The organism is Rudaea cellulosilytica DSM 22992, assembly GCF_000378125.1.
In the GTDB taxonomy this organism is placed as follows: domain Bacteria; phylum Pseudomonadota; class Gammaproteobacteria; order Xanthomonadales; family Rhodanobacteraceae; genus Rudaea; species Rudaea cellulosilytica.
Genome location: NZ_KB899243.1, coordinates 231,074 through 254,806 on the forward strand (window position 1 = coordinate 231,074; position 23,733 = coordinate 254,806).

General features: G+C 64.2%; 25 protein-coding genes. 12 read left to right on the forward strand and 13 right to left on the reverse strand.

What is annotated here, in order from left to right; genetic code table 11:
* The first annotated feature begins 751 nt into the window (after window positions 1-751).
* Both F455_RS0115585 and F455_RS0115590 read left to right on the forward strand, forming a co-directional pair.
* Window positions 752-1,921 carry a glycosyltransferase family 4 protein gene (locus F455_RS0115585; protein ID WP_026293437.1) on the forward strand — a complete coding sequence of 390 codons (1,170 nt, stop codon included), beginning with the start codon at window positions 752-754 and terminating at the stop codon, window positions 1,919-1,921.
* Window positions 1,918-2,469 (forward strand): phosphatase PAP2 family protein, encoded by a 552-nt coding sequence (locus F455_RS0115590; protein ID WP_018974248.1) that lies wholly within the window; start codon window positions 1,918-1,920, stop codon window positions 2,467-2,469. The genes F455_RS0115585 and F455_RS0115590 overlap by 4 nt, the downstream gene beginning before the upstream one ends.
* A 151-nt stretch (window positions 2,470-2,620) precedes the next feature.
* Here the strand turns inward: F455_RS0115590 and F455_RS0115595 are convergent, their stop codons facing one another.
* Entirely contained in the window at window positions 2,621-3,502 is an 882-nt protein-coding gene (locus F455_RS0115595; protein ID WP_018974249.1) for a carbon-nitrogen hydrolase family protein, read from the reverse strand.
* A gap of 93 nt (window positions 3,503-3,595) precedes the next feature.
* Between F455_RS0115595 and F455_RS0115600 the strand changes: the two genes are divergently transcribed.
* Window positions 3,596-4,402, forward strand: a complete 807-nt coding sequence (locus F455_RS0115600; RefSeq protein ID WP_018974250.1) for a DUF72 domain-containing protein — start codon at window positions 3,596-3,598, stop codon at window positions 4,400-4,402.
* 19 nt (window positions 4,403-4,421) lie between these two features.
* On the opposite strand, the gene F455_RS0115605 is transcribed toward F455_RS0115600, so the two are convergent.
* Window positions 4,422-5,102, reverse strand: a complete 681-nt coding sequence (locus F455_RS0115605) for a GNAT family N-acetyltransferase (protein WP_018974251.1) — start codon at window positions 5,100-5,102, stop codon at window positions 4,422-4,424.
* 226 nt (window positions 5,103-5,328) lie between these two features.
* Here F455_RS0115605 and F455_RS0115610 point away from each other — a divergent pair, with 226 nt between their 5' ends.
* On the forward strand, window positions 5,329-6,171 hold the full coding sequence (locus F455_RS0115610; RefSeq protein ID WP_018974252.1) for a trypsin-like serine protease: 843 nt from the start codon (window positions 5,329-5,331) through the stop codon (window positions 6,169-6,171).
* A 164-nt stretch (window positions 6,172-6,335) separates the two neighbouring features.
* Entirely contained in the window at window positions 6,336-7,697 is a 1,362-nt protein-coding gene (locus F455_RS0115615) for an MATE family efflux transporter (protein WP_018974253.1), read from the forward strand.
* An 8-nt stretch (window positions 7,698-7,705) separates the two neighbouring features.
* On the opposite strand, the gene F455_RS0115620 is transcribed toward F455_RS0115615, so the two are convergent.
* Both F455_RS0115620 and F455_RS0115625 read right to left on the reverse strand, forming a co-directional pair.
* Window positions 7,706-8,065 carry a YciI family protein gene (locus F455_RS0115620; RefSeq protein WP_211212337.1) on the reverse strand — a complete coding sequence of 120 codons (360 nt, stop codon included), beginning with the start codon at window positions 8,063-8,065 and terminating at the stop codon, window positions 7,706-7,708.
* A 132-nt stretch (window positions 8,066-8,197) separates the two neighbouring features.
* Complete coding sequence (locus F455_RS0115625; protein ID WP_211212338.1) at window positions 8,198-8,575, reverse strand: hypothetical protein; 378 nt, start codon at window positions 8,573-8,575, stop codon at window positions 8,198-8,200.
* Between F455_RS0115625 and F455_RS23060 the strand changes: the two genes are divergently transcribed.
* Genes F455_RS23060 through F455_RS22215 form a run of 3 tightly spaced genes read left to right on the forward strand, consistent with a single transcriptional unit; the run spans window position 8,574 to window position 9,528 of the window.
* Window positions 8,574-8,735 (forward strand): hypothetical protein, encoded by a 162-nt coding sequence (locus F455_RS23060; RefSeq protein WP_018974256.1) that lies wholly within the window; start codon window positions 8,574-8,576, stop codon window positions 8,733-8,735. The two genes, F455_RS0115625 and F455_RS23060, sit on opposite strands and share 2 nt — an antisense overlap.
* Window positions 8,732-8,950, forward strand: coding sequence for an RNA-binding S4 domain-containing protein (locus tag F455_RS0115635; protein WP_018974257.1), 219 nt, complete (start codon window positions 8,732-8,734; stop codon window positions 8,948-8,950). The genes F455_RS23060 and F455_RS0115635 overlap by 4 nt, the downstream gene beginning before the upstream one ends.
* A gap of 59 nt (window positions 8,951-9,009) precedes the next feature.
* The gene (locus F455_RS22215) at window positions 9,010-9,528 is read left to right on the forward strand and encodes a zinc ribbon domain-containing protein (RefSeq protein ID WP_018974258.1); all 519 of its coding nucleotides are present in this window, start codon (window positions 9,010-9,012) and stop codon (window positions 9,526-9,528) included.
* Window positions 9,529-9,608: 80 nt separating this feature from the next.
* Here F455_RS22215 and F455_RS22220 read toward each other — a convergent pair whose 3' ends face one another.
* A complete protein-coding gene (locus F455_RS22220) occupies window positions 9,609-10,325 on the reverse strand; it encodes a class I SAM-dependent methyltransferase (RefSeq protein ID WP_018974259.1) in 717 nt (238 codons plus the stop codon).
* Between the two features lie 268 nt (window positions 10,326-10,593).
* On the opposite strand from F455_RS22220, the gene F455_RS0115655 reads away from it, so the two are divergent.
* Window positions 10,594-11,037: an SRPBCC family protein gene (locus tag F455_RS0115655; RefSeq protein ID WP_018974260.1), complete on the forward strand. Its 444-nt coding sequence runs from the start codon at window positions 10,594-10,596 to the stop codon at window positions 11,035-11,037.
* A gap of 107 nt (window positions 11,038-11,144) precedes the next feature.
* Here the strand turns inward: F455_RS0115655 and F455_RS0115660 are convergent, their stop codons facing one another.
* The 6 genes from F455_RS0115660 to F455_RS0115685 all read right to left on the reverse strand — a co-directional run bounded on the left by F455_RS0115660 (window position 11,145) and on the right by F455_RS0115685 (window position 18,060).
* The gene (locus F455_RS0115660) at window positions 11,145-12,296 is read right to left on the reverse strand and encodes a hypothetical protein (protein ID WP_018974261.1); all 1,152 of its coding nucleotides are present in this window, start codon (window positions 12,294-12,296) and stop codon (window positions 11,145-11,147) included.
* Window positions 12,297-12,310: 14 nt separating this feature from the next.
* Window positions 12,311-13,981, reverse strand: coding sequence for a urocanate hydratase (gene hutU, locus F455_RS0115665; protein ID WP_018974262.1), 1,671 nt, complete (start codon window positions 13,979-13,981; stop codon window positions 12,311-12,313).
* Window positions 13,982-14,035: 54 nt separating this feature from the next.
* Window positions 14,036-14,668 (reverse strand): class I SAM-dependent methyltransferase, encoded by a 633-nt coding sequence (locus tag F455_RS21120; protein WP_211212339.1) that lies wholly within the window; start codon window positions 14,666-14,668, stop codon window positions 14,036-14,038.
* 159 nt (window positions 14,669-14,827) lie between these two features.
* Window positions 14,828-15,229 (reverse strand): hypothetical protein, encoded by a 402-nt coding sequence (locus tag F455_RS0115675; RefSeq protein ID WP_018974264.1) that lies wholly within the window; start codon window positions 15,227-15,229, stop codon window positions 14,828-14,830.
* Window positions 15,230-15,376: 147 nt separating this feature from the next.
* The gene (gene rlmKL / locus F455_RS0115680) at window positions 15,377-17,551 is read right to left on the reverse strand and encodes a bifunctional 23S rRNA (guanine(2069)-N(7))-methyltransferase RlmK/23S rRNA (guanine(2445)-N(2))-methyltransferase RlmL (RefSeq protein ID WP_018974265.1); all 2,175 of its coding nucleotides are present in this window, start codon (window positions 17,549-17,551) and stop codon (window positions 15,377-15,379) included.
* The gene (locus F455_RS0115685) at window positions 17,548-18,060 is read right to left on the reverse strand and encodes an alpha/beta hydrolase (RefSeq protein ID WP_018974266.1); all 513 of its coding nucleotides are present in this window, start codon (window positions 18,058-18,060) and stop codon (window positions 17,548-17,550) included. Before F455_RS0115685 ends, rlmKL begins: the two co-directional genes overlap by 4 nt.
* Before the next feature lie 53 nt (window positions 18,061-18,113).
* Here F455_RS0115685 and F455_RS0115690 point away from each other — a divergent pair, with 53 nt between their 5' ends.
* From F455_RS0115690 to F455_RS21125, 3 genes are all read left to right on the forward strand, one after another.
* Window positions 18,114-18,695, forward strand: coding sequence for an N-acetylmuramoyl-L-alanine amidase (locus F455_RS0115690; protein ID WP_018974267.1), 582 nt, complete (start codon window positions 18,114-18,116; stop codon window positions 18,693-18,695).
* Between the two features lie 183 nt (window positions 18,696-18,878).
* Complete coding sequence (locus tag F455_RS0115695; RefSeq protein WP_018974268.1) at window positions 18,879-20,984, forward strand: FUSC family protein; 2,106 nt, start codon at window positions 18,879-18,881, stop codon at window positions 20,982-20,984.
* 135 nt (window positions 20,985-21,119) lie between these two features.
* The gene (locus F455_RS21125; RefSeq protein ID WP_018974269.1) at window positions 21,120-22,169 is read left to right on the forward strand and encodes a redoxin domain-containing protein; all 1,050 of its coding nucleotides are present in this window, start codon (window positions 21,120-21,122) and stop codon (window positions 22,167-22,169) included.
* A 19-nt stretch (window positions 22,170-22,188) separates the two neighbouring features.
* Here the strand turns inward: F455_RS21125 and F455_RS0115705 are convergent, their stop codons facing one another.
* Complete coding sequence (locus tag F455_RS0115705; protein ID WP_018974270.1) at window positions 22,189-22,842, reverse strand: HAD family hydrolase; 654 nt, start codon at window positions 22,840-22,842, stop codon at window positions 22,189-22,191.
* A complete protein-coding gene (folP, locus tag F455_RS0115710) occupies window positions 22,829-23,731 on the reverse strand; it encodes a dihydropteroate synthase (protein ID WP_018974271.1) in 903 nt (300 codons plus the stop codon). Before folP ends, F455_RS0115705 begins: the two co-directional genes overlap by 14 nt.
* Window positions 23,732-23,733: the final 2 nt, after the last annotated feature.

The following is a 23,733-nucleotide window of genomic DNA, read 5'->3' on the forward strand; positions in this document are numbered from 1 at the left end:
TTGTCTTTGCTTTATCTGTAGTCGATAAGAGCAAAGGCTTCCACTCGTCCTGCGGACGAGCGTCTTACTTTCTCTGCTCGTGCAGAGAAAGTAAGCAAAGAGACACGCCCCAGAGCATTGCGCCCGACGCGCATCCTGCGCGCCGGGTTCGCGGCAGCGACCGGGTTCCGCTAATTGCACGTCCATGTGCAATAGCGGAATGCGCGCGATCGTCGCGCGCCCCCTTTCGGGCCTTTTCGTCCGCTGCCCCCGCAATGCAATGGGGCCCGGAGAAACCGAAGCAGCGCGCTCCTGCGCGCAGAAGCAAAGAAAAAGCGCTGCGCGCTGTTGCTTTTGATCTGGTTTGTGATCTTCGGGTCCCCGTTTGCCGCGGCGAGGGCAGGACGGAAACGTCCGTAGGATCGCGCGCACGATGCGCGCGAGTTCGTTGTCTGGACAGGGACGTTCAGTCAACGAACCCCGGCATGACCTCGCGCACCCGTAGCGCGTAGCGCGGAGGGCGCGGCATCCGGGGCGGCGTCTTTTTGGTTACTTTTTCTTCGCTGGAGAAGAAAAAGTGACCCGCGCGCGGGAAAGGCGAACGGACGCGGTCAGAGAAACCTGGAAGATAAAGATTTAGAACTGGATTCCCGTTTCGCGGGAATGACGAGCAAAGCGCGTGGTAACGCGATCGACACAAATCGGTAATGCCCCGTACACCCCACGCCACTAGCGTGCACGCAGTACCCAAAAGAGTCTGCGCGGAGCCCCGATGCGCATCGCCATGGTCACCGAGACGTTCCCGCCGGAAATCAACGGCGTCGCCTTGACCGTGGCCGGCTTGGCGCAGGGTCTGCGCGAAGCGGGGCATACGGTGCAGGTCGTGCGTCCGCGCCAGGCCGACGACGATGTCGATACGGACGAAAATGGTCCCGACGTGCTCGTGCGCGGCGCGCGCCTGCCGAAATATCCGGGCCTGCAGTTCGGCCTGCCGACCGCGCGTCGCCTGCGCAAGCTGTGGAAGGACGAACGCCCCGACGCGATCTACGCAGCCACCGAGGGCCCGCTCGGCTATTCGGCGTTGCGCGCGGCACGCGCGCTCGGTATTCCTGCAGCGACCGGCTTCCATACGCGCTTCGACGACTTCGCCCGCCACTACGGCTTCGGTTTCCTCACCCCGGTCGTGTTCGCCTACCTGCGCCGCTTTCATCGCCAGGGCGCGGCGACGCTGGTGCCGACGATCGAACTGCGCGATTTCCTGATCGAGAACAAGTTCGGCGACGTCGTCCTGCTGCGCCGCGCCGTGGACAACGCGCTGTTCTCGCCCGCGCATCGCGACGAAGCACTGCGTGCGCAATGGGGGCTCAAGCCCGGCCAGCTCGCGGTGGTCTACGTCGGACGTATTGCTCCGGAAAAAAACCTGCCGCTCGCGGTGCGTACATTCCGCGAGGTTCAGAAGATCCGGCACGACGCGCGCTATGTCTGGGTCGGCGACGGCCCCTCGCGCGCCGCGCTCGCCGCCGAGAACCCCGACTTCATCTTCGCCGGCATCCAGCGTGATGCCAATCTTGCGCGCCATTTCGCCAGCGCCGATCTGTTCGTATTCCCGAGCCTGACCGAGACCTTCGGCAACGTTACGCTCGAGGCACTCGCCAGCGGTCTGCCTACCGTGGCCTTCGACTACGGCGCCGCACGCGAACACCTCAACCCCGGCTGCGGCCGGCGTGTGCCGTTCGGCAACGAAGACGCCTTCGTGCGCGCGACGCTTGACCTGGTGCGCGGCGACGTGACGCGCGCGGACATCCGCGCCGCCGCGGTCGGCGCCGTCGCCGAACTCGAACCGGCGGCGGTCGCCGCGCAATTCGCCAAGCTGCTCGCGGGTCTGCCGCGGCTCGGCACCAAGATCACCGGCAACGGCAACCTCCGCGAGGGAGCGACATGAGCGCGATGCAACTTCTGCAGACTCTTGAACTGCGCAGCCGCGAAGTGCGCCTGTGCAAGTGCGCCAACGACTGGGGCGCGCGCAAGACGATTGCCGGCTTCTTCGGCGTAATCAGCCGGCTCGGCGACGGCGCGTTCTGGTACGTGCTGATGCTCGCGATCGCGCTGCTCGGCGGTGCCAAGGGCATTTTGGTCGCGCTGCAGATGGGCCTGACCGGCCTTGTCGCCGCCACGATGTATCGCACACTCAAGCGCTGGACGCGGCGCCCACGTCCGTTCCGCACGCATCGCGACATCGTGCCGCTGGTGCTGCCACTCGACGAATTCAGCTTTCCTTCCGGTCACACCCTGCACGCGGTGACGTTCACGATCATCGCGCTCGCCTGGTTCCCGCTGCTCGCGCCGCTGCTGATCCCGTTCGCGCTGCTCGTCGCCGCCTCGCGCGTCGTGCTCGGGCTGCACTATCCGAGCGACGTGCTCGCGGCGACGCTGATCGGATGCGGACTGGCGACGACCTCGCTCTGGATCGCCTCGCTGATCCGCTTCTGATCACAACGCTAGGGCACTTCGAAAAACCGTAGCGAGCGAAGAGAATTTGCGCGTCGCCGGAGCGCAGGAACCGGAGTGTACACGTCAGTACATGAGGATTCCGAGCACCGCCGGCGCGCAACATCGAGCGCAGTAGGTTTTTCGATGTGCCCTACAGCGATTCCACTTTCGCGCGCACGACGTCGGGGCGCAGCTGCTGCTCCCAATCGACGGGCACGGCAACTTGCGCATTCCCGGCTGTCGCCTCGAGCGCGTCGAGATCGATGTCGGCGATCAGCCACGTCTCGCCGGGTTTTGCGGCGGCGAGCAGACCGTCGTCGGGCAGGCCACGATCGCTCGGCGCGTAAACCGCGGCGCGGCCGGTGTTCGTGTCGAGCGCGGGATTGTCTGGCGCTTCGCCCGCGGTGACGGACTGAGCGACGAAGATGCGGTTTTCCAGCGCGCGCGCCATGCAGCCGATGCGCACGCGCGTCGCGCCTGCCTCGGTGTCGGTGCAGCTCGGCACGAGCAGCAGGCGCGCCCCGGCCTCGCGCTGCGCGCGTGCGTAGAGCGGAAATTCGCTGTCGTAACAGATCGCGATCGCAATGCGCCCGAACGGCGACTCGAACGCCTTGAGCGCGTCGCCCGGCTCGATCACTCGATGCGCTTTTTCGAAGCCGGTCAATGCGAGCTTGTCCTGGAAGACATGCGCACCGTCCGGGGAAAACAGATAGGCGCGGTTACGATATTTCCCATTCGGCTGCGCGAGCAGGAAAGTGCCGGCGAGCAGATGGATGCGATGCGTGGTCGCAAGCCCGGCGAACAGGCGCAGCCAGTCCTCGTGCACGGCCTGCAGCGCGGCGAGCGTCGCCGCGAAATCGGCGCGGATTTTCGCGTCCAGCGTCGAAGCGAGTTCGAGCGCGAGGTATTCCGGCAGCACGACGATGCGCGCGCCCTGCGCGGCTGCGGCGGCAACTTCCGCGCTCACGCGCGCGGCGAATTCGTCGAACGAGGCCGGCGCGCCGATGCGCCATTGGGCGAGAGCGATTTTCATTCGGAAAGTCTAGCGCAGGAAACAAAGCTGCAATCCAAGTGTGGCGAGGTTGGGACGATTTCAATACGATTCGATTTTATCGAGAGCGATGCGATGGACACGAAAATCCGCGTCGGCATCGGCGGCTGGAACTATGCGCCGTGGCGCAGCAACTTCTATCCGCCGAAATGGCCGCAGAAACGCGAGCTCGAATTCGCTAGCCGGCAACTCACCTCGATCGAAATCAACAGCACCTACTACAGCCCGCAGAAACCGCCGACCTACGCACGCTGGCGCAGCGAGACGCCGGACGGATTCGTGTTCTCGCTCAAGGCGCCGCGCTTCTGCACCGATCGGCGCACGCTCGCCGACGCGGGCAACGCGATCGACGGCTTCGTCTTCGGCGGCCTGGCCGAATTCGGCGACCGACTCGGACCGATCAACTGGCAATTGCCGCCGTACAAGGCGTTCGACCGTGCCGATCTGGCCGCGTTCTTCGAACTGCTGCCGCGCGCGCTCGACGGCTTGTCGTTGCGCCATGTGCTCGAAGTGCGCCACGCGAGCTTCCTCTGCGCCGAGTATCTCGAACTCGCGCGCCGCCAGCGCATCGCCACCGTGTTCACCGATTCGCCGAAATATCCGTCGCTGGCCGACGTAACCGGTGACTTTGTCTATGCGCGACTGATGCGCAGCGAGGCGGATATCGACACCGGCTATGCCGCCGCCGATCTCGATCTCTGGGCACAGCGCGCGCAGGCCTGGAGCGAGGGCGCGGAGCCAACCGATCTGCCGCGCGTACAAGCTGCGCCCAACAGCGGCGGCGCAAACGCCGCGCCGCGCGAGGTGTACATCTATTTCATCAGTGCGGCGAAAGAACGCAATCCGGCCGCGGCGAAGTCGCTCATCGAACGCTTGCGCTGAGCGAGGCCGGCCGGCGCGCTCAGTGGCGGCGCAGCGACCAGAACGGGATGTCGCGGCGCAGACGAAAGCCGATCCGTTCGTACAGTTGCTTCGCGCGCGGATTTTCGTGGCTGACATGCAGGAACGGCAGCCGGCCCTGGCGCAGCGTGTCGTTGGTCAGCATCGCGGTCAGCCGTCGCGCATAACCTAGGGCGGCGAAGTCCGGATGCGTGCAGATCGCGCTCATCTCGCGCGCCGACTCCGTGCCGAGGCGCTCGCCGATCATCGCCGCGAGCCGGCCGTCACGATATATGCCGAAGTAGCGGCCCATGTCCATCGTGCGTTCGCGAAAATAGTGCGGATAGACCAGTGCGGTCAGCGCGAGCACGTCGGCGCGATGTGCCGCGGACAGTTCGATCGCCTCCGGCCCCTCGACCTGCGCGATCGGCTGCTCGCAGACCATCTGCGCGAGCGGACGAAACGGCTCGAGCGTCCAGTGCGCGGGCGGCTTCGGCGCGACACCGAGCAGGTACACGCTCTCGCCCGGTGCGACCAGCGCCTCGAAATCGGACGTCGCCGCGGCCCGAGCATCGGCCACGGCGAGGAATGGCGCGTACTCCGGCGGATAGCGCGCAACATTACCGGAACGCAGGGCCAGGTCGCGATGGACGCTGGCCAGCGAAGACCAGAACGGATTGTCGAGTTCGGGATGCGCCGGCATGGCAGTGCAGATGAATGGACTGAGGGAGGATTCTTCTTCCGGGGCGCGAACTTCGCAAGCGTGGAAGTCTCGCGTCATTTCCGCCCTCGCCTGCTCACACGAGCCACTTTAATCCGATCTTTACTTTTGCGCGCGTAGAATCCCGCCGCCGGGCTCGGTGGGGGTAGACTTCGGGCCGCAGCCATGCAACGGCGCGATACGTTACATTCCAACCAAAGGAGTACGTATGACCCTGACGCAGCTCAATTCCCCCAACAGACTCCACCGCCTCGCCGCGGCCATCGTGCTTGCCGCAGCGGCGCTGCCGGCGATGGCGATCACATTCGGCACTGCCGATGGCAGCGGCCATCCCAACGTCGGCTCGATGGTCGTCAAGACGCCGAATGGCGTGTTCCAGTGGTGCTCCGGCACGCTGATCGCCCCGCAGGTGTTCCTCACTGCCAGCCATTGCACGCAGCCGATCGCGCAATATCTGAGCGACCACCCCGACTGGCAGTTCCTCGTCACCTTCGATCCGGTGATCGACACGACCGGCACGACCGGTACGTTCTACACCGGCACGCCGCATACCAATCCGCTGTACGGCAGCGGCGGTCAGAACGATCCGCACGATATCGCCGTGATCACGCTCGACTCGGCACCACCGCTGTCACCGGCCAGCCTGCCAACGGCCGGCCTGTTCGATGCGATGAAGGCGAGCGGCACGCTCAACGGCACGCGCTTCACCGCAGTCGGCTACGGTTCGACGCGCGACTCGATCAAGAAAGGCCCGCAAGGCATTGACGACAGCAACGTCGAGCGCCAGACCGTCGACCAGGGCTTCCGCTTTCTTACCGACGCCTGGTTGACCTTCGACATGCTGCCGACCGGATCGAACAACAGCGGCGGCACCTGCTACGGCGATTCCGGTGGACCGCATTTCCTGCACGACACGAATGGCACGGAGACCGAAATCGTCGCCGCGATCACGATCACCGGCGACACGCAGTGCAAGTCTTCGGACAAGGACTACCGCACCGACTCACCGTCGGCGCGTTCGTTCCTCGCCAACTTCGTCACGCTACCCTGAGCCACACCACGGCGCGCGCCTGCGCGCGCCGTGCACTCGGACGGGGCCCGGCCGGCACGGGCCGCACAACCTGACGATTGTCATGCAGCGCCTCTGAAGCCCGTCAATAACGACGACAGCGGCCCGCATGCTAACGTGCCCCCGTTTCGCCACGGGAGTGCGTCATGCACGATCTGACTCAAGGCCCGGTCAGCCGGCACATCATCAAGATGGCGATGCCGATCGGCATCGGCATGCTGTTCCAGACTCTGTATTTTCTCGTCGATCTGTATTTCGTCGCGCGCATCGGCGATGCGGCGATTGCCGGCGTCGGCGCTGCCGGCAACATCATGTTCATCGTCATGGCGCTCACCCAGGTGCTCGGCGTCGGCACGGTGACGCTGATCGCGCAGGCGGTCGGGCGCAAGGATCACGGCGACGCCAATCTGGTGTTCAATCAGAGCCTGCTGCTCGCGGCGCTATGCGGCGTGCTCACACTCGTGCTCGGCTACCTTACGATCGGGCCGTACATGCGCACGCTCGGCGCCGACGCGGCGACGCAGGACGCCGGCATCGCTTATCTTGCCTGGTATCTGCCCGGGCTGGCGCTGCAGTTCGCAGCGGTCTCGATGGGCTCGGCGCTGCGCGGAACCGGCATCGCCAAGCCGACGATGCTCGTGCAGGTGCTGACCGTCGTGATCAACGCGATACTCGCGCCGGTGCTGATCGCCGGCTGGGGCACTGGCAGCGCCCTCGGTATCGCCGGCGCCGGGCTGGCAACGACGATCTCGATCGCGGTCGGCGTCGTCCTGCTCGCGTTGTATTTCATCAGGCTGGAAAAATTCGTCGCTTTCGAGCGCAAACTGTGGGCGCCGCGCGTGGAGACATGGCGCCGCATCCTCGGCATCGGCCTGCCGGCCGGCGGCGAGTTCGCCCTGATGTTCATCTACATGGCGGTGATCTACACGGTCATCCGCGATTTCGGCGCGACTGCACAAGCCGGTTTCGGCATCGGCGCGCGCGTCATGCAGGCGATCTTCCTGCCCGCCATGGCGGTGGCATTTGCGACCTCGCCCGTCGCCGGACAGAACATGGGGGCCGGCCTCTCCGACCGCGTGCGCGCCACATTTCGTTCCGCGATCGGCATCGGCAGCGTATTGATGCTCGCCCTCACGCTGATCTGCCAGGTGGAGCCGGGTTGGTTCGTACGCGCTTTCACCAGCGATGCGGCAGTAGTCGCGATCGCAACCCAATTCCTGCGCTACATCTCGTGGAACTTCGTCGCCCAGGGCATCGTGTTCACCTGTTCGGGCATGTTCCAGGCACTCGGCAACACCGTGCCCTCCCTGGTCAGCAGCGCCTCGCGCCTGCTCACGTTCGCGCTGCCGACGATCTGGCTGTCGCATCAGCCCGGCTTCGAACTGCGCCATGTGTGGATGGCTTCGGTCGCCAGCGTCACGCTGCAAGCCATATTCAGCCTGTGGCTGATGCGGCGCGAGTTTCAGCTGCGCTTGAAGCCGGCAGCCGTAGCGACGGCTGCCGCCTGAGTTCCAACCTAGCCGAAATCGGCCTCCATCACCTGGCGCACCTCGCACTCCAGTTCCCAGCCGTCGGCGATGTGCAGCTCGACGAAGCGCTCGGTCAGCGCGATCGCCTCTTCCAGCGACTGCGCCTGCAGCATCGCATAGCCACCGACCACCTCCTTGGTTTCGGTGAACGGCCCGTCGACCAGGCTGATTTTGCCGCCGCGCAAACGCACGCGCTTGCCCTTGGCGGTCGGCATCAGGCCGGCAGTATCGAGCAGCGTTCCGTTGCGGCTCATGTCGCCCATCAGCTCGCCCATCTCGCGCATCAAGCGTTCGCTGGGTTGTTTTCCGGTGTTTTCCTGGACCCGGATCAGGGATAGAAATCGCATCATTGGTCTCCTGTGTGTTTGGACGGACGGCCGTTGCCAGCGGCGAACAGACCGTTTCCATCTCGACGACGATCAAGGTGATGCCGGATCGACATTAAGCAGACCGGTTCCTTCTTGTCCGCAGATGTGAGGTCACGCCTGCGAGCGCACGGAACGCGCAATCAGCCCGATGCCGCCGAACAACAGCACGAGCATCAACAACGTGTTGAACAGGCTGGTCGGGTGGAAATAGATCTGCAGGTTGGCGATCACGCCGGCAAGCACGATGGCGAGGCCGGCGATCGTCAGCAGCCAGCCGACCATCGACTTGCCGTTGAAAAACAACAACGCGACGCCGGCCGCGAACGGCACTAACGAAAGGCCGAACGAGTTGTAGCCCCACAACGACCACATACCGCTCGTCACCGTCACCTGGTTCATCAGCAGCCAGCCGCCGACCACGGCAAGCACGAAGCCAATGAGAAATTGCCCCACGCCACCCGGTGTGCCACCCGCACCTGACATCGCCATGATCCTGCTCCCCTCGCTGAAGGGCTTCTTTTTACGCAAGAAGGCGGCAGCGGGTCAACCGACGACGCCACCCGCCGCGATTCACACCCCGCGCAAACTCGTCTACGCTAGCCCCATGGCTACCGAATCAGCGCACAGCAAAATGACGGTGGACACATGACCATCGAATTCCCGCTCGAACGCGATCACGTGGAGCTGCACCACCTGCTCAAGCTCACCGGCGTCTGCAACAGCGGCGGCGCAGGCAAGGCCATGGTCGCGAGCGGTGCGGTGACCGTCGACGGCGTCGTCGAGCTGCGCAAGACCTGCAAGATCCATGACGGACAAGTTGTGCAGGCCGGCGATGTGGTAATCCGCGTCGCCGCGGTGCCTTAGCAGAGAGATCCGCGCTCGCCCTTCTTTTCAAACCCTCTTTTTTTCGAACAGGAGTGGATATGTCGACTTGCCCACAATGCGGCGCGAGCGTCGCCGCGAATGCGCACAACTGCCCGCAATGCGGTGCGGATGTGATCTTCCACTACGTCCCGCACCCTCGAATCGCCAAGCGCAAGGAACATGCGCCATTCAAGAGAAGGGACTTGTTGCCAAGTGACGGAGCAATCCAGCGTTTCAACGCTTTCCTCGCCGTGAAGATCACCAGCGCGGTCGGCACGATGTGGTGTGCTTACCTTTTCGCCGGCCTCGCTCTCGTCAGCCTGCCGGAAGCCATTCGCGGCGGCACGGCACCGCTGATCGCCTGGATCGCGCAGACCTTCCTGCAACTGGTGCTGCTGTCGATCATCATCGTCGGCCAGAAGGTCGACGGTGTCGCCTCGGACAAGCGCGCGGTCGAAACCTACAACGATGCCGAGGCGGTGCTGCACGAAGCCATGCAGATTCAGGCACACCTGGCCGCGCAGGACAAGGTATTGACTGACCTGATCGGCGAGGTGCGCGCTCGGAAGATCTCTTGACCGCGGCTGCCTTCTCGGGGAATGGTGCGTTCGGAAAGTGAGCCCTGACCCGACTTTCCGCGGCCTCGGTTGTACTGAGACTATTTCGCGACGAAAACAAATGTCTCCTGTCCGCAAACATCTCCGACACGACGGCCGAGGACAAATCCATTCTTCTCCGCCAGCGCGGCGAAATACTCCGGCTGCACGTCGGCGCGGAATTCGTCGCCGCTGAACTTGCTGTCGCCTTCGGGGCGATCGTGGATCGAAGCGATCAGCTTGCCGCCGCGCTTGAGCACGCGGCGTGCTTCCTGGAGATAGCGCACCGTCGCGCCTTCCTTGAGATGGGTGAACAACGAGGCGGCAAAGGCCAGGGTCATGCTGCCGTCCGCTGCGGGAAACACGACTTCCTCCGCACTGACCGCACCGTCCGGGTTATAGCGCGGCCCGCGTACGTCGAGATGGGCGAAGCGGAAGCGTCCGCTCGTCACCGGCGAGATGAAACGCGAATTCCAGTCGATATACGGCTGGATCACATCGACACCGAGGTAGTCCTCGATCTGCGGGTGATGCAGCAGCATGCGCGCGGTGCGCGCGCAGCCGCAGCCGATGTCGAGCACGCGTGCGTGCGCGGGCAATTCCATCGCGACGAGCTGGCCCCAGGCGTCGCCGACGACGAGGAAATTCTCCACCGTCTCGGCACCGACGTGCAGCATCATGCGCGCATTCGGCAGCGGCGCAATGCCGTTCCAGCGCGGGAAATGTGGATGGGTGGCTTCCGCGTCGGCGGCGGTCGGCAGTGCTCTGTCTTCGGTCATGTCCTCTTCACTCGGTTCAATGTTCAATTCCGTGGTGCAACGCTAGAACCTATCTCAAAACGTAGCGAGCGAAGACAGTTCGCGCGTCGCCGGAGCGCAGGAACCGGAGCATACACAAAGGTATGTGAGGATTCCGAGCACCGCCGGCGCGCGAAATGTCGAGCGCAGTAGTTTTGGGATAGGTTCTAGTTTAGCGTCGATGTCGATTTTCCTGTTCCCCATTCGTCGCCGACAATGAGGGTTCCTCCTCGACCAACGAGAAACGATCATGTCCAGCACTATCCGCCTGCACCGCGTCCTGCGCGCGCCGCCCGAGCGCATCTACCGCGCCTTCCTCGACGCCGCCGCACTCAGCAAATGGCTGCCGCCGAACGGTTTCACCTGTACCGTCCACGAACTCGAAGCCAAAGTCGGCGGTCGCTACCGCATGTCGTTCACCAATTTCTCTGCCGGCGGCGGCCACGACTTCGGCGGCACGTACCTGGAACTCGTGCCGAACCAGCGCATCCGCCACGACGACCGCTTCGACGACCCCAACCTGCCCGGCACGATGATTACCACGATCGACCTGCGCGCCGTGATCTGCGGCACCGAAGTGAACATCGTGCAGGAAGGCATTCCCGATGCGATCCCACCGGAGATGTGCTACCTCGGCTGGCAGGAATCGCTGGTGTTGCTCGGCAAGCTCGTCGAGGTGGAAATTCCGGCTTGAACGATTAGACGTTTGCCAACGGATTGGCGTTGCAAACACGGCGAACTTCTTGATCGCGTTCGCCGCGTTTCGCGGAAAATGCACTCTGACCCCGGTTTCCGAATTCTTTAGATCTTTCGCAAGACGGTCGAAATATCTCTTGCCAATGCAGCTGCATTAAAAAAATGATTCGCCGATTGCTCAGCTACATGCAGCAGCCGTTTCTTTGCTCTATTGTGCTCGGCCGTCATTCGAGGTGTTGACTCAATGACGGATCGGAATTCCGCATTCGACTTTCCTGTAGTTGCAGTGGTATCCGCAAGATGCTCTAGGGTTTCTGCCAGATTGATTCTTTGCTTCTTCTCTTCAGGCGAACGCGTTGACATTAGGGGTACTGATCGACTTAACGCGTTGAAAGCCTCTGTATTTGCTTCGTTGAACTCTGCAGAGAGACGAGACAGCTTTCCCGAGAGGTCATCCCAATCCTCCGCCTGCCGATGAAGAAATCTGCGAAGCTCCGAACGACTTAACTCCCCTTTTTCCCTGAGATCGTTCAATTCGCCAGTTCTGCGGGTCGTTGACGCCGCTGACGCCTGTAACGCTGCGGCAATGCCATCCATTGCACTAGTTGCGATAGCGAGCTTGCCTTCATAAATGTCTTGGTAGTCCAGCAACCCTAATTCATCATCATTAGCTTGTGTAGAAGAGGCAGACGACTCGAACTGTTGCTCAGGTGGCTTATTAGTCTGTTTGCTTACAAGTTCCTGAGCAGCCTGAATGATGTTCGCGCGTAACGAGCTTTTGAAGTCCTCAACGACGCTAAATTTCTTATAGAGAACACCCTCGCGTCCGAGAGTTTTCTGAAATTCAAACACCCCCGCCAGTTGAGTGGGATCCAAGCGTTCTAACGAAGGATTTTCTGTCTTAAAGTAGATGAGCAGCCGGAGGCTGTTCGGTTCGTTTCGCAGGCGTGTTATCGCGGATTCGATTTCCTCGACCGAGCCAGATTTCGCGCGAGATGTGGGTGAACCAATGCGAGTCCAGAATATCCCAACCAAAATATCGAACCGATCTGCCACCTGCGAATTAATAACTTCTTGTGGGTCATCGCCAAACCCCGGTGATGCATCTTTATCCCAGCGAAAGCTATCAAAACGAATCTTCAGCAACTCAGCGCTCGATCTGTTTAATTCATCAAGAACTTGTTCAACAGCCTCCGCTTCCTCGACTACATCTGCTGGGCAAGAGATCATCACCTTTAAGACATTCACCATCCTCATTTCGTTTCCCCATCTCATGCCATCGGTAATTTCAACCCCTGCTCTTTCGCACACACCCGCGCAATCTCATACCCCGCATCCGCATGCCGCATCACGCCGGTGCCCGGATCGTTCCACAGCACGCGCGCGATGCGCTTGTCGGCCGCTTCGCTGCCGTCGCAGACGATGACGACGCCGCTGTGCTGCGAATAGCCCATGCCGACACCGCCGCCGTGGTGGAAGCTGACCCAGGTCGCGCCGCCGGCGGTGTTGAGTAGCGCGTTCAAGATCGGCCAGTCGCTGACCGCGTCGCTGCCGTCTTTCATCGCTTCGGTTTCGCGATTCGGTGACGCAACGCTGCCGGAATCGAGATGGTCGCGGCCGATCACGATCGGGGCCTTGAGCTCGCCGTTGCGCACCATTTCGTTGAACGCGAGGCCGAGGCGGTGGCGCTGGCCGAGTCCGACCCAGCAGATGCGCGCGGGGAGGCCCTGGAAGTCGATGCGTTTCTCGGCCATGTCGATCCAGTTGTGCAGATGCGGATCGTCGGGGATCAGTTCCTTGACCTTGGCGTCGGTCTTGAGGATGTCCTCGGGATCGCCCGAGAGCGCGACCCAGCGGAACGGGCCGATGCCGCGGCAGAACAGCGGGCGCACGTATGCCGGCACGAAGCCGGGGAAGTCGAACGCGTTCTTGCAGCCTTCGTCGAAGGCCATCTGGCGGATGTTGTTGCCGTAGTCGACCGTCGGAATGCCCTGCGCGTGGAACGCGAGCATCGCCTCGACGTGCACGCGCATCGATTTCTTCGCCGCGTCGCGCACGCCGTTCGGGTCGGCCTTGCGCCGTTCGAACCACTGCTCGACCGTCCAGCCGATCGGCAGGTAGCCGTTGACCGGATCGTGCGCGCTGGTCTGGTCGGTGACCGCATCGGGCTTGATGCCGCGCTTGACGAGCTGCGGGAGAATCTCCGCGGCGTTGCCGAGCAGCGCGATCGATTTCGCCTCACCGGCCTTTGTATACTTTTCGATGCGCGCGAGCGCGTCGTCGAGATCGCGCGCCTGTTCGTCGACGTAGCGCGTCTTCAGGCGGAAGTCGATGCTCTTCTGCTGGCATTCGATGTTGAGCGAACAGGCACCGGCGAGCGTCGCCGCAAGCGGCTGCGCGCCGCCCATGCCGCCGAGACCGGCGGTGAGTATCCACTTGCCTTTGAGCGAACCACCGTAATGCTGGCGGCCGAGTTCGACGAAGGTTTCGTAGGTGCCCTGCACGATACCCTGCGAGCCGATGTAGATCCACGAGCCGGCCGTCATCTGGCCGTACATCATCAGGCCCTTCTTATCGAGCTCGTTGAAGTGCTCCCAGGTCGCCCAGTGCGGCACGAGGTTGGAGTTCGCGAGCAGCACGCGCGGCGCGTCGGGATGGGTCGGGAACACGCCGACCGGCTTGCCCGACTGGATCAGCAGGGTCTCGTCATCGTTGAGTTCGCGCAAGCTGCGCAGGATCGCATCGAAGCATTCCCAGTTGCGCGCGGCGCGGCCGATGCCGCCGTAGACGACGAGCTCGTGCGGGTTCTCGGCGACCTGCGGATCCAGGTTGTTCTGGATCATGCGATACGCGGCCTCGGTCAGCCAGCTCTTGCAGGTGAGCGTGTTGCCGCGCGGCGCGCGGATCGTGCGCGCGGTGTCGATGCGGGTCGGTGCGTTCATGGCGGAATCCCGTGTTCAGAGACCGCCGATTATCTGCCGTTCGCGCGGGATTTCCTACTTCCGAACGGCGCGCATCTGCTCCGAACGATTGCGCGAGAAGACGAACACCGAGGCCGGCGGGATGTTGCGCCAGGCGAATCCGCCGCGGCGTACCGAGAGGCCGAGTTCGTCCAGCAGTTCGCGCGGCAGCGGCGGCTTCGGCGAATAGGTGAACTGGATGAAGCAGCCGCCCGGTTTGAGCACGTCGAATGCGGATCGCATGATCGAAAGCTGCAGGTCGCGAGACATGTTGAGCAGGCCCAAGCCGCTGACGATCGCGTCGACCTGGCCCGCACTGGCGAACTCCTTTTCCGCAACGATGCTGGTCAGGTCACAGGCGTTGCCGCAGACGACGTGCGCCGTGGGAAATTGCGTACGCAGGTATTCGTACAATTCCTCGTTCAATTCGACGACGAGCAACTGCTCAGGCGCGATGCCGTTGTCGAGCATCGTGCGCGTGAACACGCCCGTACCCGCGCCCAGCTCGATGACGCGACTGGCTCCGGCTGGCAACTCAGCAGTCATCAGTCCGGCCAGCTGTGCGCCGGAGGGCGCCAGTGCGGCGATGCTCAGCGGGTTCTTCAGCCACTGGCGAAAGAACAACCAAGCCTGCGAGCCGGACGTGGACGACGATTGCGGTTGAGTCACTGCGAATCCGTGTGAGAGAAACGGCGACCATCATAGTGTGACAGGGTCAAGACGGCCACCCTTGCGGACACGCACGAAGCCACAACCCATCACATTCCAAACAAAAACCCCGCTGCCGAAGCAGCGGGGCGTTGTAGCGGCACTCAACTGGATGACCGGTTAGCGGTGGTAGTAACCGCCGCCATGATGGTCGTAGCCACCGCGGTGGTCGTAGCCGCCGCGATATCCTTCGCGATAGTACCCATGGCCGTAGCCGCCACGATAGACGGGCCGCGAGTAGTAACCGCCGTAGTAGGCCGGGCCGTAGTACACGGGATACGGATCGGCGTAAACCACCGGCGCCGGCGCCGCGTAATACGCCGGGCCGTAGTAGGCCGGTCCATAGTAGCCGCCGCCGACACCGACGTAGGTGTGATGACCACCGACGCCGATGCTCAGACCCGGCACGCTGATACCGAGGCTGAAGTGATCGCGCGCCGAAGCGGCAGAGGCAAATGCGAGCCCGGCCACGGCGACTAGGCCGAAAGCCATCGCACGAAAACCACGCTTGCTGATGTTCATGAGTTGCTCCGAGGATTGCAGAAACGCGATCCATTTGATCGCAAGTGCATGCTGCGATTTTCCGCCTGAATCGATTGTGAAAAATGCAGGCCTTGGCCCGGTCCGTTCAGCCTCGTCCCGGAAGCCGCCGCACGAAACTGAACGGGCCTATTTTTTCCTCAGTTCCCAAGCCTGGTGGATGCGTGGATTGCGCTCGAAATCGAACGGGATCGTGGCCGAACTGATGTCGCGAATCTCGAACTCGGAAAGCGCGGCTTCGTCGAGCTTGAAGCGGCGGTAGTTGTTCGAAAACAGGATGACGCCGCCCGGCAGCAGGCGTTCGCCGCAAAGCTGCAACAGGCGTACGTGGTCGCGCTGCACGTCGAAGTCGGCGGCGCTCTTCGAGTTCGAGAACGTCGGCGGATCGACGAAGATCAGGTCGTACATCGCCGAATGCTGCGCGAGATATCCGGCCGCGTCGGCACGCACGAGTTTGTGCTTCGTGTTGCCGAAACCGTTGATCGCAAGATTGCGCGTCGCCCACTCCAGATAGGTTTGCGACAGGTCGACGCTGGTCGTCTCGGCCGCGCCGCCGGCCGCGGCGTAGACGCTGACGCTGCCGGTATAGCAGAACAGGTTGAGGAAGCGCTTATCTCGCGCGAGTTCCCGAACGCGTGCGCGCAGCGGGCGGTGATCGAGGAACAGCCCGGTGTCGAGGTAATCCCACAGGTTGGCGAGAAAGCGCAGGCCACCCTCGCCTACTTCGATGAATTCGCCGCGATGATCGAGGTTGCCGTATTTTTCGCCGCCCTTGCCGCGTCGGCGCTGCTTCAGCGCGATGCGCTCGCGAGGGACGTTCAAGGCCTCGCCCGCCGCGCGCACGAGCTCGCGCAGGCGCGTGCGTGCGAGAGTTTCGTCGATGCTGGCCGGCGCCGCGTACTCCTGCACGTGCAGCCAGTCGAGCGGCATACCGCCGGCGCGTGGATGCTCGCGGTAGATGTCGATCGCCGCCGCATATTCGGGCAGGTCCGCGTCATAGACGCGCCAGCATTCGACGCCTTCGCGCGCGGCGATCTTGCGCAGATGGCGATAGTTCTTGTCGATGCGGTTCTTGACCATCTGCGCGCCGGCCGACAGCGGCTTCGGCTCGGGTTTCGGCGCATCGGCGGCGGCGATCTCAAAATTGAGGAGCACGCATTCGAGCGCGCCGTTGTAGAGCTGGTATTTCTTTTCCGCGCGCAAGCCGATCGCGCGCGCCAGATTTTCATCGGATGTGATCACGCTCGCGCGCCAGCCGGGAAACTCGGATTTCAGTTTCGCACCGAGCAAACGATACAGATCGGCGAGACCGGCATCCGCGCCCATACGTTCGCCGTACGGCGGATTGCAGATCACGAGTCCCGGCGTCGGCAATTCCTGCGGCCGGTGCAGATGTTCAAGTGACTGCTTGCCGAGATGGATGAAGCCCGACATCTGCGCGTACTGCGCGTTGTGCACGGCTTCGCGCAGTACGTTCGCGTCGCGATCGAAGCCGAAGAACACGGGCCGCAGAGCCTGCGCGCCGGCGCGAGCGCGTGCCTGTGCTTCTTCACGCAGCGCCTGCCACGCGGCCGCATCGTGCCCGCGCCAGCCGTAAAAACCGAAATAGTCGCGACGCAGCCCCGGTGCGATATCCGCGGCCATCAGCGCCGCCTCGACCAGCAGCGTGCCCGAGCCGCACATCGGGTCGACCAGGCCGCCGCCGGCCGCATACACCGCCGGCCAGCCCGCACGCAGCAGCATGCCCGCGGCGAGATTTTCCTTGAGCGGAGCCAGGCCCTTGCCGAGGCGGTAGCCGCGCTGATGCAACGGCGTGCCGGCGAAATCAATGCTCAGGATCGCGTGGCCTTTGCGCAGCACCAAGTTCACCCGCACCGATGGTTGTTCGGTATCGACGCTGGGTCGTTCGCCGTCGCGCTCGCGGAACTGGTCGACGATCGCATCCTTCACGCGCAGCGCCGCAAACTGCGTATGGGTAATGCCCTGCGTGCTGCCGACCGCGTCGACCGCAAACGTGTCGCCCGCGCCGAAATGTTCGCTCCAGTCGACAGCGAGCGCGCCGCGATACAGCGCATCGCCGTCAGCGGCAGCGAACTCGGCGATCGGCATCAGCACGCGGCTCGCCAGGCGCGACCATAGGCAGGCGCGATAGCCCGCGTCGAGTCCGCCACTGAAATGCACGCCGGCCAGCGCTTCGTGCACTTCGGCAGCGCCGAGCGCCTTCAACTCGTCGACGAGCAGGTATTCCAGCCCCTTCGGGCAGGTCGCGAAAAACTTTCGCGCGACAGTATCCGCCGCGTTCAAGCGAACTGCTCCAGAAACAGGCGGAATTGCTCGGCGATGAAATCGACGTGGCTGCCGAGGCGATGGTCGTCGTTCAATACCGTGATCGCATCGCCACGTGCGCGCGCGAACGCGATCGCGGCGTCGACTGGACAAACCTCGTCGTTCCAGCCGTGCACGAGCGTGGTCGGCACGGCCGCCGCGGCGAACGGCCGCGCGTATCCGGGGATCGCCACCGGCAGCGCGATCAGGAACAAGCCGACGCAGTTCAATCCGGTCGACGCCAGCGCCGAGGTGAACGCGCCCATGCTCGATCCGGCGAGCACAACCGGCGCATCGGCCGGCGCATGCGATTGCAGGCGCGCGATGCGCGCGTCGATATCGCGCACGTCGCGGCGCGCATCGAGATCGCGATAGTCGGGGCGCACGCTGCGCAAGCCGAGCGCCTCGGCGGCCTTCGCAAGCGCGCTCACCTTGGTCGCCTCGGGCCCGCTTTCCAGGCCGTGCGACAGTATCAGGAACGGTTTCATTCGCGGATTATCGCATGCTGACAGGCCGCCTCCGTGCATGCGAGACTGCATGTATGCCGATATCCGCCCCGCCCCCCGACCTTGTCATCCACGACTGGCCTCTGCCTTACGAAGCCAAGCTCAACCATCGTGCGCTGGCGGCGATCGATCTCGTCGTTATCCACTGCACCGAGCTGCCGGACATGGCGATGACGCGCGAGTTCGGCGAGCGCGTGCATTATCCGGAGAAGGGCACCGGACACAGCGGCCACTACTACATTACCGAAGCCGGCGCGGTGTACCGCTTCGTCGCACCCGAGCGCGTGGCCAATCACACCAAGGACTGGAACACGCGTTCGATCGGCATCGAGATGTTCAATCTGGGCCGCTATCCCTATTGGGGCGACAGCCGCCACCAGGCGTTCACGGTGGCGTATACGAAAGAGCAGATCCAGTCGCTGCTGCTGCTGTTGCGCAAGCTCAAGCAAGACATCCCGAGCCTGCGCTACGTCGCTGGCCACGAGGATCTCGATACGCGTCTCGAGCCCGCGAGCGATGATGCAAAGATCATGCTGCGCCGGCGCCAGGACCCAGGCCCGCTGTTCCCGTGGAACGAGATCGTGCCGGCCGCCGGATTGGCGCGCTTGCGGCCTTAGCCAGCCGATGCCTCGCGGGCATGGCCAAGAATCTGCCCTCAAAGCGTAGCGAGCGAAGAGAATTTGTGCGACGCCGGAGCACAGGAACCGGAGCATACAAGTAGTATGTGAGGATTCCGAGCACCGCCGGCGCACAAATTATCGAGCGCAGTAGCTTTGAGGACAGGTTCTTAGAATTCCGCCATGTTCCGCACCCTGATCGAAATAAAGCCGCGCGACGTGCCGTTCAGCGTCGCACTGCGCAACGCTGCCGGCTTCGTCCTGCCGCTCGGCATCGGCATCGCCACCGGGCATACGACGATCGGGCTCGGCATCGCCACCGGCGCGCTCAACACGATGTTTCTCGATCAGCCTGGGCCATATCGCCTGCGCATGCAGCGCATGCTGCTCGGCGCGCTCGGTGCGGGCCTGTCCGGCTTCGTCGGCGCTTTGCTTGGCGCGCATGCGATCGCGATGGCGCTGGCGGCACTGGTCTGCGGCGTAGCCGGCGGCATGCTCGTCGCGCTCGGCCCGAATGCGGGGCGCGCAGGCCTGGCCTGCGTCATCCTGCTGCTCGTCATGGGTGCGGACCCGCGCGACTTCAAAGATGCCGCCAGCGCCGGCCTGCTCGTCTTCGCCGGCGGTCTGATCGAGATGGGGCTCGCGCTCGCCGCGTGGCCACTGCAGCGCTATCGACCCGAACGCTCGGCACTCGCGCGCGTCTACCGCGAGCTCGGCGCGATCACGCACCGTCCGATCGCGGCGAACCGCCTCGAACGCGCGCCCCCGGTGACCCAGGGCTTGCTCGACGTCGAACAATTGCTCAACGGCACGCATCGCGCGCGTGGCGCCGAGATGGAGCGCTTCCGCGTGCTCGCGCGCATCATCGAACGCGTACGCCTGGAATTGCTCGCGTTGGCCGATGTGATCGGCACGTTGCCGGACGATGAGGCGAAGCACACGCTGCTGCGCCTGCGCGAATATGCCTCGCGCGCACTCGACGGCATCGGCGCGGCGCTCGAGCACGGCACCACGGCCGAGGCGACGAGCGGGGCGATCGAAGGCTACGAGGCCGCATTCGCCGCGTTCGAAGCACTCAGCCACACCACCGACGCGAGCGACCAGCGCACGCTGACCGTCGCCCTCGCACGCGCGCAGGCGCTCGGCGGCCAGTTGCGCGCGGCAATCCGCAACGCCGGCCTCGCCGGTGCACGCGGCGAGCTCGAGGCCGAGGAAAAGGAAGCGCGCCTGCCGGCCATGCTGCGGCCGATGAGCCCGCTGGCGACGCTGCGCGCGAACCTGCACTTGCAGTCGGTCGCGTTTCGCCACGCGTTGCGCCTTGGCGTCTGCGTCTGCTTCGCAGTGATCGGCGAACGCGCGCTCGGCTACCCGCATGGATTCTGGGTGCCGATGACCACGGCAATCGTGCTCAAGCCCGATTTCGCCGGCACTTTCAGCTTCGGCCTGCTGCGTGTCGCCGGCACGCTCGCCGGCCTCGTCCTGACTACGGCGCTGGTGCACTACGCACTCGACAACGTCTGGGCACAGCTCGCTCTGCTAGCGTTGCTCGCGATCGGCTTCCGCATGCTGACGACGATCAACTACGGCCTCGGCGTGATGATGCTGACCGGCCTGATCGTCATCCTGCTCGCCTTCCACGGCATCGCGCCCGGCGAATCGATGCTCGTACGTGCGATCGCGACGACGATCGGCAGCATTTTCGCCCTCGCCGCCTACGCGCTGTGGCCTACCTGGGAGCAGTTGCGCCCTGCGCTGGCGACGATGATCGAATCGTACAGAGTATACTTTTCCACTTTGTTCGACGGCGATAGCGATCTGCGCCGCGATGCGCGCGTGGCCTCGCGCAGCGCGCGCACGAACGCGCAGGCATCGCTCGACCGCGTGCGCGGCGAGCCCAAGCGCGACCTGCGCCTGATCGCACTTGCCGAAAGCGTATTGGCGAACGCGAACCGCTTCGTGCGCGCTTGCATGGCGCTGGAGGCGGTGCTGCAGGACAGCCGCGAGCGGCCGGCCCAAGAGACGGTGCAGGCTTTCGCAGGCCGCATCGATGCCGCACTCGGCGACATCGCTGACGGCCTGCGCCACGATCATCCGGTGCAGGTCGAGGGCCTGCGCGCCTGCGAGCGCGAACTGGTCAAGACGCTGGCCGCAACGCCGCCCGACGGCGAAGCGCACGCCGTCGCCCTCGCGATCGCCGACGCCTGCGACCGCGCTACCGACTCGGTCGACACACTCGCACATCTGCTCGACCGCGATGTCGCGCATGCCGCTGCCGGCGAATCCGGTTGAAACCAATGTGATTTGCATCGCTGTGCCGGCACGATCTGCATATTGGCTCTGAAAAAATTAAACAAATTGGATCGTGCATGGGGCCAAATGTCGCGTAGCTTAGCTGCCACCAACCTCTACGAGTAACTACTCGCCATGCCCACTTCGCTCCGCCATCGCCGAATCACCGGTTTGCTTCCAGGCCTTGCCGCACTGTTGCTCGTTGCCGCGCTGCTCGGCGCAAATGCTCCCGCGCGCGCGGAAAGCGGACAGGATTTCGCCGCCCAGGCCGGCGACCATCTGCTCGGCCAAATGGCGCCGGCGATCAAGCTGACCACGATCGACGGCAAGACCATCGACCTCGCCGCTCTGCGCGGGCACAAGGCCGTGTATCTCAAGTTCTGGGCGACCTGGTGCGTGCCCTGCCGCGAGCAGATGCCACACTTTGAAAATGTCTACCGCCATGCCGGCGACGACCTCGAAGTCGTTGCGATCAACATCGGCTTCGACGACACGCTCGAACAGATCCGCGAATACCGCAGCAAGCTCGGCATCACGATGCCGATCGTGCGTGACGACGATGGCCACCTCGGCGAGCTGTTCAGCCTGCGCGTCACCCCGCAGCATGTGATCATCGACCGCGACGGACGCATTGCCTACGTCGGCCATCTCGCGGATGCGCGCCTCGAAGCGGCGCTGGCGCAGGCACGCAAGGGTGTCGTGGCGACTGCGGCGACATCGCCCGCGGCAACGGCTGCCGCAGCGCAGGCGGCACAGACGGCGAAGACGCTCGACGGCAGCGACATCGCGCTGGCCGATCCCGAGCACAAGCGCCGCACGGTGCTCGCGTTTCTGTCGCCGTGGTGCGAAAGCTACTTCGAGAAGACCCGTCCCCAGTCCGCCTCCCAGTGCAAGGCGATACGCGAGCAACTGAGCGCGCATGGCGGCGACGCGAGCGTGCGCTGGGTCGGCATCGCGGCGGGACTGTGGTCTTCCGCACAGGATCTGCGCGAATACCGTGACAAGCACGCCGTCAAGGTGCCGCTCGTGCTCGACGGCGACGGTGCGCTGTTCCGCCGCTACGGTGTGCGTCAGCCGGCAGCGCTGATCGTACTCGACGCGAACGGGCGCGTTCTGCGCCGGCTCGATCCCAGCGCGTTGCAGGGGCGCAGCCTGGTCGACGCGGCGCTCGCCGCCACGCCGTAGGCGAGACTGCGCCGCGGCGCTAGGCGGCGAGCAACCCGAGGGCCGACAGCTCCCGGCGCAAAGTAGCCGCATCGCGAAAGCGGATCGCATGCAGTCCGACCCGGCGCGCGCCGACGACGTTCGCTTCGCTGTCGTCGATGAAGACGGCGCGCTCCGGCACGGCCGCATAGCGCCGCAGCAGCAACTCGTAGATCGCGCGGTCCGGCTTGACCAGTTTCTCCTCGCCCGAGACGACGATGCCTTCGAACCAGTCGAGGAACGGAAAACGCCGGCGCCCGATCGGAAAGGTTTCGGCCGACCAATTCGTCAGCGCCAGCAGGCGCACCGGTTCACTGCGCAGTTCGGCCAGCAGTGCCACCGCGTCATCGATCACCCCGCCCAAGGTCTCTTCCCAGCGCTCGCGATAGGCGCGAATCAGTGCCGCATGTTCGGGGTGACGCGCTTGCGCCTCCGCGATTGCCTCCGGCCAGGGACGTCCGGCATCCTGTCGCAGGTTCCATTCGGGCGAACACACATGCGCTAGGAACCACTCCATCGCCGCGTGATCGGCGCCGAAGATCTTGCGGTAGAGATGGCGCGGGTTCCAGTCGATGAGCACGCCGCCGAGATCGAAGATGATCGTGTCGATGTCGGCGCTACGCTGCCGACCTTGCTGCGCTTCAGTCATCGCCATCGAATCGTCGCGAACCGAAAGGCTTCTGCGTTTTCTTCATCGGCGCCGCACCACTCGCGACGCCCTGCCACACCGCGAGCGCATCGAGCGTCGCGGCAACATCGTGTACTCGTACGATCAATGCGCCTTTCTGCACCGCGATCAGCGCGGCGGCTGCGGAGCCGACGGCGCGCTGATCGACCTCGCGTCCGGTCAGCGCACCGATCATGCCCTTGCGCGACAGTCCGGCGAGCAGCGGTACGCCGAGCGTGGCGAGCTGATCGAGCCCACGCAGCAAGGCGAGATTGTGTTCCAGCGTCTTGCCGAAACCGAAGCCCGGATCGACGACGATGCGCTTCTTGTCGATGCCGCTCATCTCGCAGGCGAAGATGCGGCCGGCGAGGAAATTTTTCACCTCGCCGACGACGTCGTCGTAATGCGGCGCGTCCTGCATCGTGCGCGGCTCGCCCTGCATGTGCATCAGGCAGACCGGCACCTTCAATTCCGCCGCCGCGTCGAGCGCACAGTCTTCACGCAGCGCGCGCACGTCGTTGATGAAGCCCGCACCTGCGGCAATGGCAGCGCGCATCACTTCGGGCTTGCTCGTGTCGATCGAAATCGGCACGTCGACGCGTTTTGCCAGCGCCTCGATCACCGGCACGACGCGTGCGATTTCATCAAGTACGGAAACCTCGCCTGCACCGGGCCGTGTCGATTCCGCGCCGACGTCGAGCAGATCCGCGCCCTGCTCCACCATCGCGACGCCCTGCGCGACGGCGGCGTCGATGTCGCTACGCAATCCGTCGCCGGAAAAGGAATCGTTCGTCAAGTTGAGAATGCCGCAGACGCGCGCACGGTCGAGTTTCAGCACGCGGCCGGCGCAATCGAGTGTAGGAGTCGTGTCGAACATGC

Bases quoted from the DNA above. Each gene is read 5' to 3' on its own strand.
- F455_RS0115585 (WP_026293437.1), top strand. From the start codon at position 752: ATGCGCATCGCCATGGTCACCGAGACGTTCCCGCCGGAAATCAACGGC.
- F455_RS0115590 (WP_018974248.1), top strand. From the start codon at position 1,918: ATGAGCGCGATGCAACTTCTGCAGACTCTTGAACTGCGCAGCCGCGAA.
- F455_RS0115595 (WP_018974249.1), bottom strand. From the start codon at position 3,502: ATGAAAATCGCTCTCGCCCAATGGCGCATCGGCGCGCCGGCCTCGTTC.
- F455_RS0115600 (WP_018974250.1), top strand. From the start codon at position 3,596: ATGGACACGAAAATCCGCGTCGGCATCGGCGGCTGGAACTATGCGCCG.
- F455_RS0115605 (WP_018974251.1), bottom strand. From the start codon at position 5,102: ATGCCGGCGCATCCCGAACTCGACAATCCGTTCTGGTCTTCGCTGGCC.
- F455_RS0115610 (WP_018974252.1), top strand. From the start codon at position 5,329: ATGACCCTGACGCAGCTCAATTCCCCCAACAGACTCCACCGCCTCGCC.
- F455_RS0115615 (WP_018974253.1), top strand. From the start codon at position 6,336: ATGCACGATCTGACTCAAGGCCCGGTCAGCCGGCACATCATCAAGATG.
- F455_RS0115620 (WP_211212337.1), bottom strand. From the start codon at position 8,065: ATGCGATTTCTATCCCTGATCCGGGTCCAGGAAAACACCGGAAAACAA.
- F455_RS23060 (WP_018974256.1), top strand. From the start codon at position 8,574: ATGATCCTGCTCCCCTCGCTGAAGGGCTTCTTTTTACGCAAGAAGGCG.
- F455_RS0115625 (WP_211212338.1), bottom strand. From the start codon at position 8,575: ATGGCGATGTCAGGTGCGGGTGGCACACCGGGTGGCGTGGGGCAATTT.
- F455_RS0115635 (WP_018974257.1), top strand. From the start codon at position 8,732: ATGACCATCGAATTCCCGCTCGAACGCGATCACGTGGAGCTGCACCAC.
- F455_RS22215 (WP_018974258.1), top strand. From the start codon at position 9,010: ATGTCGACTTGCCCACAATGCGGCGCGAGCGTCGCCGCGAATGCGCAC.
- F455_RS22220 (WP_018974259.1), bottom strand. From the start codon at position 10,325: ATGACCGAAGACAGAGCACTGCCGACCGCCGCCGACGCGGAAGCCACC.
- F455_RS0115655 (WP_018974260.1), top strand. From the start codon at position 10,594: ATGTCCAGCACTATCCGCCTGCACCGCGTCCTGCGCGCGCCGCCCGAG.
- F455_RS0115660 (WP_018974261.1), bottom strand. From the start codon at position 12,296: ATGAGGATGGTGAATGTCTTAAAGGTGATGATCTCTTGCCCAGCAGAT.
- hutU (WP_018974262.1), bottom strand. From the start codon at position 13,981: ATGAACGCACCGACCCGCATCGACACCGCGCGCACGATCCGCGCGCCG.
- F455_RS0115675 (WP_018974264.1), bottom strand. From the start codon at position 15,229: ATGAACATCAGCAAGCGTGGTTTTCGTGCGATGGCTTTCGGCCTAGTC.
- F455_RS0115685 (WP_018974266.1), bottom strand. From the start codon at position 18,060: ATGAAACCGTTCCTGATACTGTCGCACGGCCTGGAAAGCGGGCCCGAG.
- F455_RS0115690 (WP_018974267.1), top strand. From the start codon at position 18,114: ATGCCGATATCCGCCCCGCCCCCCGACCTTGTCATCCACGACTGGCCT.
- F455_RS0115695 (WP_018974268.1), top strand. From the start codon at position 18,879: ATGTTCCGCACCCTGATCGAAATAAAGCCGCGCGACGTGCCGTTCAGC.
- F455_RS21125 (WP_018974269.1), top strand. From the start codon at position 21,120: ATGCCCACTTCGCTCCGCCATCGCCGAATCACCGGTTTGCTTCCAGGC.
- F455_RS0115705 (WP_018974270.1), bottom strand. From the start codon at position 22,842: ATGGCGATGACTGAAGCGCAGCAAGGTCGGCAGCGTAGCGCCGACATC.
- folP (WP_018974271.1), bottom strand. From the start codon at position 23,731: ATGTTCGACACGACTCCTACACTCGATTGCGCCGGCCGCGTGCTGAAA.